This is a genomic window from Pimelobacter simplex (assembly GCF_900114845.1).
GTDB classification, from domain to species: Bacteria; Actinomycetota; Actinomycetes; order Propionibacteriales; family Nocardioidaceae; genus Nocardioides; species Nocardioides simplex.
In genome coordinates this window covers 1-14,925 of sequence record NZ_FOUK01000006.1, presented here as the reverse complement: position 1 = coordinate 14,925, position 14,925 = coordinate 1, and the positions used below count along the sequence as shown (strand labels likewise).

Genomic DNA, 14,925 nt, shown 5'->3' with positions numbered 1-14,925 from the left:
GGCCCGGCGCCGGATCGGCCTAGAGCTCCTCGTCGTCGGGGATCACGTGGACGGCGGCCTCCTCCGCGCTGGCCGCGGCGCCGTCGATGCCGACGTCCTCGGCGACGAGGTCGGAGTCGACGTCCTCGCCGAGCGCGGCGTCCGGCTCGACCAGCCGGCCGGCGCGCTCGTCGCCGACCTCGGTGCCGGCCTCGTCCGCCTCGTGGGCGAGGCCGTCGTCGGCGTCGTCGGCGGGGTCGACCGGCTCGTCGGGCACCTCCTCGGCCAGGCGGTCGGCGAGCGGCCGGTCGTGGGCCTGCTCCCACGGGGTGGTGCCGTAGCGCTGGGCGGCGGAGGGCTTCTCCGGCGGCGAGTAGCCGCGGTCGAGCTCGTCGTCGACGTCGTCGCCGAGCAGGGTGTCCTCGGTCGGGAGCTGCGGATCGCTGTTGGTCATGGAGGTCCGGTACCCCAAGGTCGCGGGGACCTACGCTGAACCCGTGGAATCACTCGCCCTGGCGTTCTCCTCGGGATGGGCCAGCGGGATCAACAGCTACCTCGTCGTTCTCGTCCTCGGCGTGGCGGACCGGCTCGGCTCGTTCGGCTCGATCCCCGACGTGCTCGGGCGCTGGGAGGTGCTCGCGGTCGCCGCGGCCCTCTACGCCTTCGAGTTCGTCGCCGACAAGATCCCCTATGTCGACTCCGCCTGGGATGTCGTCTCCACCGCGATCCGCCCGCTCGTCGGCGGCGTCGTCGGCGTCCTCATCGCCGGCGACTCGGCCTCGGTCGACGAGCTCGTCGGCGGTCTCGTGGGCGGCGGCAGCGCGCTCGCCTCGCACTCGGTCAAGACCGGCACCCGGATGGCGGTCAACACGGTGCCCGAGCCGTTCAGCAATATCAGCATCAGCGTCGGCGAGGACGTCGCGGTGCTCGCCGTGGTGTGGTTCGCGATCGAGCACCCGTACGCCGCCGCGGCGATCGCCGCGGTGCTGCTGGCCGCCGGGCTGGTGCTGCTCTGGCTCGCCTGGCGCACGGTACGACGGGGGTGGGCCCGGTTCCGGGCCTGGCGGGAGCGGTGAGCGGGTCGAGCGGGTCGAGCCGGTCGAGCCGGGCCGGTCGGCGCGGGGGAGGGCTCAGGCCTCGAGCAGTAGCTCGGTGCTCTCGGCGGCGAGCAGCAGCGAGCCGAGCAGGCTGGCCCGCTCGCCGAGGCCGCTGGCGGCGACGGGGGTCTGCGCCACCGGGTCGAGGGCGTGGCGCCGCAGCCCCATCCGGACCGACTCGAGGATGAGCTCGCCGGCCTGGGCCATGTCGCCGCCGATGACCACCATGGAGGGGTTGAGCAGGTTGACCACGGCGGCGAGGCCCCGGCCGAGGTGCAGGCCGGCGTCCTCGAAGGCGCGCCGGGCGGACACGTCGCCCGCGGCGGCAGCGGCCACGATCTCGTCGAGCGTCGCGCCCGGCAGCTGGCCGCCGATGAGCGCCTGGATCGCCTCGACGGAGGTGTAGGTCTCGAGGCAGCCGCGGCTGCCGCAGCGGCAGAGCGGGCCGTGCTCGTCGACGGTCAGGTGGCCGAGCTCGCCGGCGCTGCCGGAGGACCCGCGGAAGAGCTCGTTGGCGATGACGATGCCCGCGCCCACGCCGGAGGAGATCTTGACGGTCACCGAGCTGTCGTGGCCGCGGGCCACGCCGATCCGGTGCTCGGCGAGGGCGGCGAGGTTGGCGTCGTTCTCGATCTGGACCGCGGTGCCGAACGCCTCGCGGGTGGCGCTCCGGGCGTCGACCCCCCGCCAGCCGGGCAGGATCGCCGCGCTCTGGATGACGCCGTCGGTGACCGGGCCGGCCAGGCCGAGGCCGATCTGGCGCAGCACCGTGCCGTCGGGACGCAGCCGCTCGACCATCGTGCCGGCGAGGGCGAGCGCCTCGCGGTGGCCCAGGTCGGGGTCGATCGGGCAGCGCTCCTCGACGAGCAGCCGGCCGGTGACGTCGCCGATCGCGACGGCGAGGTGGCGGTGGCCGATGTCGACGCCTGCGACGACGCCGGCCCCCAGCGACATCCGGACGGCGGAGCCGCGGCGCCCGCTGCCCGCCTCGGTGTCGACCAGGCCGGCCTGGCTGAGGTCGCGCACGATGTTGGACACGGTCGCCGGCGCCAGGCCGGTGACCCGGGCCAGCTCGGCCTGGGTGAACGCCCCGTCGTCGGGCGCCGCGTCGCGCAGCGCGAGCAGCACCCGGCGCTGGTTGGCGGTCCGCAGGGACGCCGTCGAGCCAGGAGCGGCGCCGGTCGAAGACATGCGCACACTGTGCCGGGGGAGCCGGAGAATGGTCAAGTAGCGAACACAAGGAGGTCCCGGTACCAGTTTGAGCAACTTTTGTGTTCAAGTCTTGACGACAAGCATGTGACCTACAACACTCGGGTGCATTCGCCGGACCCTCGAGGAGAGCCCATGTCCACCCTGGTACGCCGCATCGCAGCCCTCAGCGCTGCCTTGTTCCTCGGTGCCACCGCGCTCAGCGCGTGCGGTGCCAACGACAGCAAGAGTGGGAGTGACGGTGCGACCATCGCCCTGCTGCTGCCCGAGACCAAGACCACCCGCTACGAGGCCCACGACCGCCCGCTCTTCGAGGCGAAGGTCAAGGACCTGTGCAGCGACTGCAAGGTCCTCTACTTCAACGCCGACCAGGACGAGAAGAAGCAGGCCCAGCAGCTGACCAGCGCGCTCGACCAGGGCGCCGACGTGGTCGTCCTCGACCCGGTCAACGGCAAGACCGCCGCCGGCATGGTCGACGAGGCGAAGGGCCAGGACGTCCCGGTGGTCGCCTACGACCGGTTCATCGAGAACGCCGACTACTACATGTCCTTCGACAACGAGACCGTCGGCAAGATGCAGGCCCAGTCGCTGGTCGACGCGATGGGCGACAAGGGCAACATCCTGATGCTCAACGGGGCGCCCTCCGACCCCAACGCGGCCCAGTTCAAGAAGGGCGCGCACAGCGTGCTCGACGGCAGCGGGGTCAAGATCCTGGCCGAGTACGACAACCCCGACTGGAGCCCCGACAACGCCCAGCAGTGGACCACCGACCAGCTCAACAAGTACGACGCGGGCAAGGTCCAGGGCGTCTACGCCGCCAACGACGGGCAGGCCGGCGGTGTCGTCGCGGCGCTGACCGGGGCCGGCGTCGCCGCCGACAAGCTGCCGCCGATCGTCGGGCAGGACGCCGAGATCGCCGCCCTGCAGCGCATCGTGGCCGGTGAGCAGACGATGACGATCTACAAGCCGATCAAGATCGAGGCCGAGACCGCGGCCGAGGTGGCGGTGGCGCTCGCCAAGGGCGACGACGCGCCGGCGAAGACCACGACCGGGATCGACCAGAGCGACTTCGAGGGCGTGGCGTCGTACATCTTCACGCCGATCGCGGTCACCGCCGACAAGATCAAGGACACCGTCATCGCCGACGGCTTCTACGAGGTCTCCGACATCTGCACGGCCGACTACGCGAAGGCCTGTGCGGAGGCCGGTCTGTCCTGATGACCCTCACTGCACCTCCGACCCCGGCCAGCGGCACCGGCGAGGCCGTCCTGTCGCTGGCCGGGATCCACAAGCGGTTCGGCGCGGTCCAGGCGCTCACCGACGTGAGCCTGACCGTCCGTGCCGGCGAGGTCGTCGCCCTGGTCGGCGACAACGGCGCCGGCAAGTCCACGCTCGTCAAGGTCATCTCCGGCGTCTACCAGCCCGACGCGGGGACGATCGAGTTCGAGAGCCGGCCGGTCGTCGTGGGCGGCCCGGCCGGCGCCCAGGAGCTCGGCATCGCGACCGTCTTCCAGGACCTGGCGCTGTGCGACAACCTCGACGTCGTCGCCAACCTCTTCCTCGGCAAGGAGCACCGGCGCGGGCCGTTGCTCGACGAGGTCTCGATGGAGCAGGAGGCGTGGCGGCTGCTGCGCACGCTGTCCGCGAAGATCCCGTCGGTCCGGATCCCGGTGGCCTCGCTCTCGGGCGGGCAGCGGCAGACCGTGGCGATCGCCCGCTCCCTGGTCGGTGACCCGCGCGTCGTCCTGCTCGACGAGCCGACGGCGGCCCTGGGCGTGGCCCAGACCGCCGAGGTGCTCAACCTCGTCGAGCGGCTGCGCGACCACGGCCTCGGCGTGATCCTGGTCAGCCACAACATGGCCGACGTCCAGGCGGTCGCCGACCGGATCGTCGTGCTGCGCCTCGGGCGCAATGCCGCGGAGTTCCGGACCGAGGAGGCCACCACCGACCAGCTGGTCGCCGCGATCACCGGGGCGTCCGACAATGTCGTCGCGCAGCGCGCGGCCCGTCGTACGGAGGAGCGGGGATGACCGCCACCAAGGAGAGCGTCGCGGCCACCGACGCCGCCGACGAGCGGCTGATCCGCGCGGTCTCACCGGGCGACTACCTGCGCCAGGGCTGGGGCCGGATCCGGGGCGGCGACCTCGGGATGCTGCCGGTCGTCCTCGGCCTGGTCATCATCTGCGCGGTCTTCTACGCCTACGAGCCGACCTTCCTGTCGTCGCGCAGCCTGGTGTCGATGCTGCTCTACGCCGCACCCACCGGCATCATCGCGCTCGGCATCGTCGTCGTCCTGCTGCTCGGCGAGATCGACCTCAGCGTCGGCTCGGTGTCCGGCTTCTGCGCGGCGGTGATGGCGGTGATCGTCGTCGACCAGGGGCACTCCCTGTGGCTCGGGATCGCGGCCGCGCTCGGTGTCGGCGCCCTCATCGGGACGGCGTACGCGGTGCTCCACGTGCGGGTCGGGGTGCCCAGCTTCGTGTTCTCCTTGGCCGGGCTGCTCGCCTTCGAGGGGGCCCTGCTGTGGGTGCTCGCCGACGGCAGCATCAACATCCCGCGCGAGTCGGGGCTGGCCCAGTTCGCACGCAACAAGTTCCTCACCGACGCCCAGGCCTATGCGCTGGTCGCCGTCGTGGTGGCCTGCTACCTCGGCTCGCGGCTGTGGACGATCCGGCGCCGGCGGGCGGCGGGGCTGACCCCGCCGAACCTGCTGGCCGTGCTGATCAAGGCGGCGCTGCTGGGCGGCGGCCTGGGCTGGCTGACCTACTACCTCGGCATCGCCCGCGGCTGGGGCTACCTCACCGTGCTCTTCGCGGCGCTCGTCGTGGTGCTCGACCTGCTGCTGCGCAAGACCCGCTGGGGACGCCACCTGTTCGCTGTGGGCGGCAACGAGGAGGCCGCGCGCCGGGCCGGCGTCCGGGTCGGCTGGACCTACTGCTCGGCGTTCGTGCTCTGCTCGGTGCTGGCCGCGCTCGGCGGCCTGCTCGCCGCGGCCCAGCTGACCTCGGTCTCCCAGGACTCCGGCACCACCGACACCAACCTCACCGCGATCGCAGCCGCGGTGATCGGCGGGACCAGCCTGTTCGGCGGCCGCGGCTCGGCCTACGCCGCGCTGCTCGGCATCCTGGTGCTCCAGTCGATCGAGTCGGGCCTCAACCTGATGAACGTCGACTCCGACGTCCGCTACATCGTGACCGGCGGCGTGCTGCTGCTCGCGGTGACGATCGACTCCGTCGCCCGGCGCGCCCGGTCGAGCTCGGGCAGAGGCTAGGGCCGGGGCGCCGGTCGCGCCGGCGGCTCGCCGTACAGGGTGGTCCGCTCGCGCACCGGCCTCTCGATGCCCGCACCGATCTCGACGAGCTCGGCGACGGTCTTGGCCGAGCCGTGCTCGGAGCCGGCCATCCGCGAGATGGTCTCCTCCATGAGGGTGCCGCCGAGGTCGTTGGCGCCGGCGTTGAGCATGGCGCGGGTGCCGTCGACGCCGAGCTTGACCCACGAGGTCTGGATGTTCGAGATCCGGCCGTGGAGCAGGATGCGCGCCATCGCGTGCACGGCGAGGTTGTCGCGCAGCGTCGGGCCGGGGCGGGCCACGCCGGCGAGGTAGATCGGTGCCGAGGTGTGCACGAAGGGCAGCGGCACGAACTCGGTGAAGCCGCTGGAGCCGTTCTCGCGGGCGGTGTCCTGGATGGACTTGAGGACGTTGAGGTGGCCGACCCAGTGCCGCGGGTTGTCGACGTGGCCGTACATCATCGTGCTCGTCGTGGGCAGGCCGATGCGGTGGGCGGTCGAGACGATCTCGATCCAGGTCCGGGCGGGCAGCTTGCCCTTGGTGAGGACCCAGCGGACCTCGTCGTCGAGGATCTCGGCGGCCGTGCCGGGCAGTGAGCCGAGGCCGGCCTCGCGGGCCTTGATCAGGAAGTCCTCGATCGACAGGCCGGTGCGGGAGGTGCCGTTGACGACCTCCATCGGGCTGAAGGCGTGCACGTGCATGTCGGGCACCCGCTGCTTCACGGCGGCCGCGATGTCGAAGTACGCCGACGCGGGCAGCTCGGGGTCGATGCCGCCCTGCATGCAGACCTCGGTGGCGCCGAGGTCCCAGGCCTCCTGGGCGCGGTCGGCGACCTCGGCGTAGGAGAGCGAGTAGGCGTCGGCGTCGGTACGGCGCTGCGCGAACGCGCAGAACCGGCAGCCGACGTAGCAGACGTTGGTGAAGTTGATGTTCCGGTTGACGACGTAGGTGACGTCGTCGCCCACGGCCGCACGGCGCAGGTCGTCGGCCAGCCGGACCACGGAGCGGAGCAGGTCGCCCTCGGCGGTCATCAGGGTCAGCGCGTGCTCGTCGGACAGGCTGCCGGGGTCGGCCTCGGCGGCGCGCAGCGCCTCGCCTCCCTCGGCGTGGAGGACGGCGGGGGCGCCGGTGATCGCGGCCGCCTCGCCGACGGCGGCCCAGTCGCCGTAGACCGAGCCGAAGTCGCTGCGCCGGTCGTCGGTGCGGCCCTCGGTGTCGACCGCCTCGTGCAGGTCGGTGCGGCCGCGCCCGTGGTCGGCGTCGAAGCCGCCGTCGGGCTCCTGCCAGGGCAGCCCGGTCGGGCGGACCTCGGGGATCGCGAGCCCGTCCGGGCCCGCGAGGGCGGCGACGTGGGCGTGCAGCCGCGGGTCGATCCACGCCTCGCCGCGCTGCAGCGCACCGGTGACGTACTCGGGGTGGACGGTCAGCCGGGCCCTGAGGTCGAAGCCGCAGGTCTGCGAGAGCGAGCGGAGCCGGTCGAGGGAGGGCCAGGGCCGCTCGGGGTTGACGTGGTCCGGGGTGAGCGGCGAGACGCCGCCCCAGTCGTCGACGCCGGCGCCGAGCAGCGCCCGGCACTCGTCGAGGTCGACCAGGTTGGGCGGTGCCTGGATCCGGGCCTTGGGGCCGAGCAGCAGGCGGGTGACCGCGATGGCGGCGCGGTACTCGGCGAGGCCGAGGTCGTCGGTGTGCCGCATCGCGGTGTCGGGCTTGGCCCGGAAGTTCTGGACGATGACCTCCTGGACGGCGCCGTAGGCACGCTGGGTGGCGCGCAGCGCGAAGATCGTCTCGGCGCGCTCGGTGAGCGTCTCGCCGATGCCGACCAGCAGCCCGGTGGTGAAGGGGATGCCGAGCCGGCCGGCGTCCTCGAGCACGCGGAGGCGGACCTCGGGGTCCTTGTCGGGCGAGCCGAAGTGGGCCAGGCCCTTGGTCTCGAACAGCCGCCGCGACGTGGTCTCGAGCATCATCCCCATCGAGGGGGAGACGGGCTTGAGCCGGTTGAGCTCCTCCCACGACATCACGCCGGGGTTGAGGTGGGGCAGCAGGCCGGTCTCCTCGAGCACCCGCACCGCCATCGCGCGGATGTAGGCCAGCGTGGAGTCGTAGCCCTGCTCGTCGAGCCACGCCTGCGCCTCGGGCCAGCGGTCCTCGGGCCGGTCGCCGAGCGTGAAGAGCGCCTCGAGGCAGCCCAGCTCGGCGCCCTGGCGGGCGATGTCGAGGATCTCGTCCGGCGAGAGGTACGGCGCCCGCCCCTCGCGCGCCGCCTGGGCCGGGGTCTCGACGAACGTGCAGTAGTGGCACCGGTCGCGGCACAGCCGGGTGATCGGGATGAACACCTTGGGGGAGTACGTCACCACGCCCGGGCGTCCCGCCGCGACCAGGCCCGCGTCGCGGACCTTCGCGGCAGCCGCCGTGAGCCGGTCGAGCTCGTCGCCGGTGGCGGCGAGCAGCGCCGTCGCCTCGGCCACGTCGAGCGCCGCGCCACGCTCGGCGCGGGCGAGCGCACGTCGTACTTGCTGGGGGGTGGGGGCCTCGGACATCCGCTTCAGGCTATCGGGTGGGTGTCCGCGCGGCGCGGCGTATCGCCCTGTGACCGGGACCGGGGACCGGGCCTAGTTGGGCAGCCGGGTGCGGAGCTTGCCGACGGTCGCCACGAAGACGCCGCGGTAGGAGCCCGGGAAGCTCCAGGTGACGACCTTGCCGCGTCCGCCGGGAGCCACGAGCACGGTGTCGGAGCAGCTGCCGCTGACCGCCAGGCAGTTGCCACCGTTGCTCGTGTAGCGGGCCGTGATCCGGCTCAGGTCGGCGAAGCCCTCGTAGCGCAGCTCCCACGCCCGGCAGCCCGGGGAGGCGGTGCAGCCGGTCTTCTTCCACCAGATCCGCGGGGCCTGGGCGACGCCGCAGAACTCCTTCTCGGTGGTGGTGCTGGTGCCCCAGCCGTAGCTGACCTGGGTCTGTGCCTGGATGCAGCCGCGCTGGCCGCCGGCCTTGGTCTCGACCTCGGCCGCGGTGCCGCTCAGCGGCTTCCACGCGCCCGGTCCGCCGGTGTTGAGGACGACGTCGCCGCCGCTCGCCTCGGGCGCGGTGAACGTGAACTGGACGGCGCGGTACGCGGGGCGGGCCTGCGCCTGCGGCGCGGCGGGCGCCTCGGCGTAGCACTCGTCGAGCTTCTCGACCGCCTCGTCGTGGCCGGCCGGCGGGTCGTCGGGCACGAGGTCGGCGGCGAAGAAGGCGCCGAGGGTCGCCGTCCCGATGTCGTCGAGGCAGTCGGTGTCGTCGAGCTGCCACTCCTCGCCGACCTGCTTCTCCCAGTCGTCGGAGCAGTCGAGGACGCTCTCGTAGAACGCCTCGGCGTCGTCGGTCCGCCAGGCGCCGGTGTAGGTCCAGTCGTCGCCGTCGCGCTCGACGAGGCCGCGCTTCTCGAGCTCGCCCGAGCGGGCGTCGCGGATCAGGTCGTCGGCCGCGCAGTCGAGCTGGTCGGCGTCGACCCACTCGGGCGCCTCGACGCCGTCGGCGATCGCGCTGGCCGCGGCCTTGTCGGCCGCGCTGAGCGGGCCGAAGCCGAGCCGGCCGGTGCCGTAGGCCCAGCCGCCGATGCCGAGGCCCACGACCAGCACCAGGACCGCGGCGAGCGCCACGAAGAGCGGCCAGCGGCGCTTCCTGCGCGGCGGCGGGCCCCAGCCGGGAGGCGGTGGTCCGCCCCAGCCGCCGCCCGGAGGCCCGGGCGGCGGTGCGAGCGGGGGCCCCGACGGCGGACCGGAGGGCGGGCCCGACGGCGGCAGGGCGGTCGGCGGCTGCTGCGGGGGCGGTCCCGAGGGCGGTGGGCCCGTGGGCCGGCCACCGGCCGGGGTGGTCGGCCAACCCTGCTGTCCGTACGTACCGCTCATCTGGTCTCGCCCCTCGTCCCGGGTCCGCCGACCCGTGCGGCGCACACCGCGGGTCAGGCTAAGGCATGGTCACCCTTCCCCTCAGTCGAGCGCCGGAACCTTCTCGGTGGCCGGAGCCGGCGGCTCGGGTGCGGACGGCGTCCCGCGGTCGAGCTTGCTGGGCCACCAGATCCGGCCGCCCAGGTCGAGGTTGAGCGCCGTCACGAGCACCGACCGGACGATCATCGTGTCGAGGAGGACGCCCAGGGCCACGGCCACGCCGAGCTCGGCGAGGAACACCAGGGGCAGGGTGCCGAGGGCGAGGAAGGTCGCGGCCAGCACCAGTCCGGCCGAGGTGATCACGCCGCCGGTCGAGGACAGCGCGATGAGCGAGCCCTTGCGGGTGCCGTGGGTGACCGTCTCCTCGCGGACCCGGGTCATCAGGAAGATGTTGTAGTCGATGCCCAGCGCGACGAGGAAGACGAACGCGAAGAGCGGGAACCCGGGATCGGACCCGGCGAAGCCGAGCACGTACTCGAACAGCAGGGCCGAGATGCCGAGCGCGGCGCCGAACGACAGGACGACGGTCGCCATCAGCAGCAGCGGGGCCAGCAGCGCCCGCAGCAGCAGCACCAGGATGAGGAACACCACGACGAGCACGATGGGGATGATCAGCCGGTTGTCGTGGTCCGCGGCGATCTTGGAGTCGAGGTAGACCGCGGGCCCGCCGCCGACCAGGGCGTGCGCCCCGTCGGCCTCGCGGACGGCGGCCCGGGCGTCCTCGACCAGCCGGAAGGCGGTGGGCGAGGCGATGTCGACGCTGACCGCCGACTCGAACCACGCCCGTCCGTCGGCGAGCGGACGCACGGGCGTCGGCGCGCCGAGCCCGTCGACGGTCCCGACCGCGGTGCGGACGGCGTCGATCCGGTCGGCATCGGCCACGACCTGGAGGGTGACCGAGCTGTCGGCCAGGCCGTGCTCGGCCATCAGCTTCTGGGCGGTCACCGAGTCGATCTCGCCGGTCACCGACTCCTCGGTGGTCAGCCCGGTGGCGTCGAGCCGGAACAGGCCGAGGCAGGCGATGAGCAGCACCCCGGTCGTGACCACCCACACCGCGCGGGGGCGCGGGGCGATCCGGGCGCCGACCCGGGCCCACAGGCCGTGCGCGGTCGGCTCGTCGGAGCCGAAGGACGGGCGCTTGGGCCAGAAGATCCAGCGGCCCACGATCACCAGGAGGGCGGGCAGCAGCGTGATCATCGTGAGCAGGGTGACGACGACGCCGACCGCGAGCACCGGGCCGAGGCTCGCCGTGGAGTTGAGGTCGGCGAAGACCAGGCACAGCAGGCCGACCGCGACGGTGGCGGCGCTCGCGATGAGGGCCGGGGTCGCGCGGTGCAGCGCGAACGCCATCGCCTCGTGCCGGTCCTCGTGGCGGCGCAGCTCCTCGCGGTAGCGGGCGACCAGCAGCAGGGCGTAATCCGTCCCGGCACCGATGCACAGGATGCTGAGGATGTACTCGCTCTGGTCGTTGACCGTCAGGTCGACGTACTTCGCGAGCAGGTAGACCACGCCGCGCGACATCATGTAGGCGAGCGCGGCGCACAGGATGGGGAGGATCCAGAGGATCGGGCTGCGGTAGGTGAGCAGGAGGATCAGGATCACCACGCCGAACGTGATCATCAGCAGCTGGACGTGCGAGCCCTCGAACGACTCGGCGAAGTCGGAGGCCTGGCCGCCGAAGCCGCCGACGTACGTCGTGACGCCGTCGATCTTCGCGATCTTGCGGACGTCCTTGGCGCTGGCGGGGACCTTGGCCCACCCGCCGTCGCCGAAGTTGAAGTTGAAGAACGAGTAGGCGACCTCGCCGTCCTCGGAGATCAGCCGGGGCGCCGGCTTCCCGGCCGCCGCCAGCGCCTCGGCGCCGTGGGGGGTGAGCACGCCGGTGGCGGTGACGCCCTCGACCTGGGCGATCTTCGCCGCCTGGGCGTCCATCGCGTCGAGGTCGGCCGGGGTCAGCCCGCCCTCGCGGTGGTAGACGACGAGCGTGGGGATGTCGTTGGGATCGAGGTCGGTCGACAGCTCGTCGGCGACCCGGGACGACTCCGCGGAGCCCGGCAGCCAGGACGAGGCCTGGTTGTCCTTGACGTCGGCCAGCTTCGAGCCGAGGAACCCGAGGCCCCCGGTCAGGAGCAGGACGACGACCAGCACGACCCACTTGGTGACGGGGCCGGTCAGCTTTCCGGCGATCTGACGGTGCATGGCGTTCACTCTTCCCAGGGGGTGGCTCGGTCGACATCGGGATTCGTCCGGATCCGACCCTGAGATCCGCCCCGAATCATCGGTCGGCGGGAACTCTCTGCCGTGCACGCGTGCGCCCGCCGTCCTCAAGACACGCGACGACCCCAGGATGTGACATCCCGGGGCCGTCGGGCGGGCTCTTTTTTGGGGAAACTCAGAGGCCGAGGAACCGGCCGATGATCTCCTTCTGGATCTCGGTGGTGCCGCCGTAGATCGTCTGGATGCGGCTGTCGGCGTAGGCCCGGGCGATGGGGTACTCCATCATGTAGCCGTAGCCGCCGTGCATCTGCAGGCCCTGGTCGACGATCTTCTTCTGCAGCTCGGTGGTCCACCACTTCGCCATCGACGCCAGCGAGGTGTCGACCTGCCCGGCGTTGAGGAGCTCGACGCAGTGGTTGACGAACGTGCGCGCGATGTAGGCCTCCGTGGCCATCTCGGCGAGCACGAAGCGGGTGTTCTGGAACTTGCCGATCGGCTTGCCGAAGGCCTCGCGGCTCTTCACGTAGTCGAGCGTCATGTCGAGCACGGCCTCGATGGCCGCGATCGCGATGGTGGCGATCGAGACCCGCTCCTGGGGGAGGTTCTGCATCAGGTAGACGAAGCCCTGGCCCTCCTCGCCGAGCAGGTTCGCCTTGGGCACCTCGACGTTGTCGAAGCTGAGCTCGGCGGTGTCCTGGGCCTTGAGGCCGAGCTTGTCGAGGTTGCGGCCGCGGGTGAAGCCGGCCATGCCGTCCTCGACGACGAGCAGGCTGATGCCGTGCGCGCCGGCGTCGGGGTCGGTGCGGGCCACCACGATCACCAGATCGGCGTGGATGCCGTTGGTGATGAACGTCTTGGAGCCGTTGAGGACGTAGTGGTCGCCCTTGTCGACGGCGGTGGTCCGGATGCCCTGCAGGTCGGAGCCGGCACCGGGCTCGGTCATCGCGATGGCGGTGACGATGTCGCCTGAGACGGTGCCGGGCAGCCACCGGGCCTGCTGCTCGTCGTTCGCCAGCGCGACGAGGTAGGGCACGGTGATGTCGTTGTGGAGGGCGAAGCCGAGGCCGCTCGCGCCGACGCGGGTGATCTCCTCGGTGAGGACCATGTTGTAGCGGAAGTCCTTGATGCCGGGGCCGTCGTGGGCCTCGGGGACGTCGAAGCCGAGCAGGCCGGCCTGGCCCGCCTTGCGCCAGACCTCGCGGTCGACCATGCCGTCCTTCTCCCACTGCTCGTGGTGCGGCACGACCTCGCGCTCGAGGAAGGTGCGCGCGGTGGCGCGGAAGTCCTCGTGCTCGGTCTCGAGAATGCTGGGACGCTCGGGCATCAGCTCACCCATTCCTTGATCTGTGCGATGGTCGCGGCGGGGTCGTCGCTCGCGGGGGAGACGGACAGGTTCGTCACGCCGGACTCCCGGAAGGCGGCGATCCGCTCCTGGACGTACGACGCGGGGCCGACCAGGTTGCCGGCCTCCAGCCACGCGAGCGGGACCACGGCCTCGGCCTCCTTCTTCTTGCCGGAGAGGTAGAGGTCCTGGATCTCCTTGGCCTCCTTCTCGAAGCCGTACTCGCAGGCCAGCTGGTTGTAGAAGTTCTTGTCGCGCGCGCCCATGCCGCCGACGTACAGCGCGTAGAGGGGGCGCATGAAGTCGAGCAGCGCCTTGGTCTCCGGGCCCTCGCCGATGGCGACCATGCCGCCCGCGGAGATCTGCAGCGGACCGAGCTCGGCCGAGCGCTTCGCGGCGCCGCGGGCCAGGGCGTCGCCCCAGACCTCCTGCGCCTTCTCGGGGTAGTAGAGGAAGGGCAGCCAGCCGTCGGCGACCTCGGCGGTCATCGCCACGTTCTTGTCGCCCAGCGCGGCGACCCACAGCGGGAGGTCGGCGCGCTCGGGGCGGTTGAGCAGCTTGAGCGGCTTGCCCAGGCCGAGGCCCTGGCCCTCGGGGAGCGGGACCTGGACGGTCTTGCCCTGGTAGTCGAGGCGCTCGCCGCGCAGGCCCATCCGCAGCACCTCGATCACCTCGCGGGTGCGGGTCAGCGGGCGGTCGTACGGAAGGCCGTGGAAGCCCTCGATGACCTGCGGGCCGGAGGCGCCGAGGCCGAGGACCGCGCGCCCGCCGGAGACGTTGTCGAGGCCGGCCGCGGTCTGCAGCAGGGCGCCCGGCGTCCGCGAGTAGACGTTGAGGATGCCGGCGCCGATCTCGACCGTCTCGGTCTTGGCGGCCAGGTAGCCCATCAGGGTCGGGGCGTCGAAGCCGTACGGCTCGGCCACCCAGATGGTGTCGAGCCCGGCCTTCTCGAGCGCGACGACCTGGTCGGCCGACTCGCGCGGGTTGCCCGCGTAGACGAGGGGCATCGAGAGCTTCATGGAGGTCCCTTCTGGCCGTTCGGCCGACGGTGACGGTCACGGGAGGAGGCAGGGGCGTCCGCCCGGCGGCACAACTGTGACAGTAATACTGTCACGATGCAACGGGTGGCGCCCGGTGAGACGCCGTGCGGGCGCGGGGCGCGCGACGTGATAGGAGGAGACACGTGACTTCTGAGAACTCGCCCGCCGAGACCCCCCGCTACACCGTCGCCGTGATCGGCGGTACCGGCCCGCAGGGCAAGGGCCTGGGCTACCGCTTCGCCCGCCACGGCCACGACATCGTCCTCGGCTCCCGCGCCGCCGAGAAGGCCGAGACCGTCGCCACCGAGGTCAACGAGCGACTCGCCGGGGTGGCCGGTGCCGGCACCGCCCGCGGCGCCGCCAACGCCGACGCCATCGCCGCCGCCGACGTCGTCCTCCTCGCCGTGCCCTACGACGGCCACGACGAGCTCGTCGCGTCGTTGGCCTCGGCATTGGCCGGGAAGACCGTCATCTCCTGCGTCAACCCCCTGGCCTTCGACAAGCGCGGCGCCCACGGCCGCGTCATCAACGGCGGCGAGGGCTCCGCCGCCGAGTCCGCCGCCGAGATCGCCCCCGAGGCCACCGTGGTCGGCGCCTTCCACAACGTCGCCGCCCCCGCCCTGTGGGGCGAGGACGACTTCCTCGACGAGGACGTCATCGTGGTCGGCGACTCCCTCGAGGGCAAGCAGGTCGCCATCGACCTCGCCGCCTCGGTCACCGGACGCCCCGGCATCGACGGCGGCAAGCTCCGCCTCGCCCGCGTCCTCGAGCCCTTCACCGCGGTCCTCATCTCGATCAACCGCAAGTACAAGACCCACTCGGGCATCCG

12 protein-coding genes are annotated in these 14,925 nt (G+C 72.3%); 5 read left to right on the top strand and 7 right to left on the bottom strand.

What is annotated here, in order from left to right; translation table 11 throughout:
* Positions 1-19: 19 nt before the first annotated feature.
* Positions 20-433 (bottom strand): DUF5709 domain-containing protein, encoded by a 414-nt coding sequence (locus BM223_RS22235; RefSeq protein ID WP_052138320.1) that lies wholly within the window; start codon positions 431-433, stop codon positions 20-22.
* Between the two features lie 43 nt (positions 434-476).
* Here BM223_RS22235 and BM223_RS22230 point away from each other — a divergent pair, with 43 nt between their 5' ends.
* Positions 477-1,055: a DUF4126 domain-containing protein gene (locus BM223_RS22230; protein ID WP_038683702.1), complete on the top strand. Its 579-nt coding sequence runs from the start codon at positions 477-479 to the stop codon at positions 1,053-1,055.
* Positions 1,056-1,109: 54 nt separating this feature from the next.
* On the opposite strand, the gene BM223_RS22225 is transcribed toward BM223_RS22230, so the two are convergent.
* Complete coding sequence (locus BM223_RS22225) at positions 1,110-2,267, bottom strand: ROK family transcriptional regulator (protein ID WP_038677379.1); 1,158 nt, start codon at positions 2,265-2,267, stop codon at positions 1,110-1,112.
* 153 nt (positions 2,268-2,420) lie between these two features.
* On the opposite strand from BM223_RS22225, the gene BM223_RS22220 reads away from it, so the two are divergent.
* The 3 genes from BM223_RS22220 to BM223_RS22210 are packed head-to-tail and all read left to right on the top strand — an operon-like array spanning position 2,421 to position 5,556.
* Entirely contained in the window at positions 2,421-3,503 is a 1,083-nt protein-coding gene (locus BM223_RS22220) for a substrate-binding domain-containing protein (protein WP_038677380.1), read from the top strand.
* On the top strand, positions 3,503-4,315 hold the full coding sequence (locus BM223_RS22215; RefSeq protein ID WP_038677381.1) for an ATP-binding cassette domain-containing protein: 813 nt from the start codon (positions 3,503-3,505) through the stop codon (positions 4,313-4,315). The genes BM223_RS22220 and BM223_RS22215 overlap by 1 nt, the downstream gene beginning before the upstream one ends.
* Complete coding sequence (locus tag BM223_RS22210) at positions 4,312-5,556, top strand: sugar ABC transporter permease (RefSeq protein ID WP_038677383.1); 1,245 nt, start codon at positions 4,312-4,314, stop codon at positions 5,554-5,556. Before BM223_RS22215 ends, BM223_RS22210 begins: the two co-directional genes overlap by 4 nt.
* Here BM223_RS22210 and BM223_RS22205 read toward each other — a convergent pair.
* The 5 genes from BM223_RS22205 to BM223_RS22185 form a co-directional block, all read right to left on the bottom strand.
* Positions 5,553-8,111, bottom strand: coding sequence for a bifunctional FO biosynthesis protein CofGH (locus BM223_RS22205; RefSeq protein WP_038677385.1), 2,559 nt, complete (start codon positions 8,109-8,111; stop codon positions 5,553-5,555). The genes BM223_RS22210 and BM223_RS22205 overlap by 4 nt on opposite strands.
* 72 nt (positions 8,112-8,183) lie before the next feature.
* A complete protein-coding gene (locus BM223_RS22200; protein WP_038677387.1) occupies positions 8,184-9,209 on the bottom strand; it encodes a hypothetical protein in 1,026 nt (341 codons plus the stop codon).
* Positions 9,210-9,539: 330 nt separating this feature from the next.
* Positions 9,540-11,696, bottom strand: a complete 2,157-nt coding sequence (locus BM223_RS22195) for an MMPL family transporter (protein WP_038683704.1) — start codon at positions 11,694-11,696, stop codon at positions 9,540-9,542.
* A 193-nt stretch (positions 11,697-11,889) separates the two neighbouring features.
* Positions 11,890-13,038, bottom strand: a complete 1,149-nt coding sequence (locus BM223_RS22190) for an acyl-CoA dehydrogenase family protein (RefSeq protein WP_038683706.1) — start codon at positions 13,036-13,038, stop codon at positions 11,890-11,892.
* Positions 13,038-14,075 carry an LLM class F420-dependent oxidoreductase gene (locus BM223_RS22185; RefSeq protein WP_038677389.1) on the bottom strand — a complete coding sequence of 346 codons (1,038 nt, stop codon included), beginning with the start codon at positions 14,073-14,075 and terminating at the stop codon, positions 13,038-13,040. Before BM223_RS22185 ends, BM223_RS22190 begins: the two co-directional genes overlap by 1 nt.
* A gap of 164 nt (positions 14,076-14,239) precedes the next feature.
* Between BM223_RS22185 and npdG the strand changes: the two genes are divergently transcribed.
* A partial coding sequence (npdG, locus tag BM223_RS22180) for an NADPH-dependent F420 reductase (RefSeq protein ID WP_075018724.1) occupies positions 14,240-14,925 on the top strand: 686 nt, incomplete at its 3' end.

Coding starts and splice junctions, on each gene's coding strand:
- BM223_RS22210 (WP_038677383.1), top strand. CDS start 4,312: ATGACCGCCACCAAGGAGAGCGTCGCGGCCACCGACGCCGCCGACGAG.
- BM223_RS22235 (WP_052138320.1), bottom strand. CDS start 433: ATGACCAACAGCGATCCGCAGCTCCCGACCGAGGACACCCTGCTCGGC.
- BM223_RS22205 (WP_038677385.1), bottom strand. CDS start 8,111: ATGTCCGAGGCCCCCACCCCCCAGCAAGTACGACGTGCGCTCGCCCGC.
- BM223_RS22190 (WP_038683706.1), bottom strand. CDS start 13,038: ATGCCCGAGCGTCCCAGCATTCTCGAGACCGAGCACGAGGACTTCCGC.
- BM223_RS22215 (WP_038677381.1), top strand. CDS start 3,503: ATGACCCTCACTGCACCTCCGACCCCGGCCAGCGGCACCGGCGAGGCC.
- BM223_RS22220 (WP_038677380.1), top strand. CDS start 2,421: ATGTCCACCCTGGTACGCCGCATCGCAGCCCTCAGCGCTGCCTTGTTC.
- BM223_RS22195 (WP_038683704.1), bottom strand. CDS start 11,696: ATGCACCGTCAGATCGCCGGAAAGCTGACCGGCCCCGTCACCAAGTGG.
- BM223_RS22225 (WP_038677379.1), bottom strand. CDS start 2,267: ATGTCTTCGACCGGCGCCGCTCCTGGCTCGACGGCGTCCCTGCGGACC.
- BM223_RS22185 (WP_038677389.1), bottom strand. CDS start 14,075: ATGAAGCTCTCGATGCCCCTCGTCTACGCGGGCAACCCGCGCGAGTCG.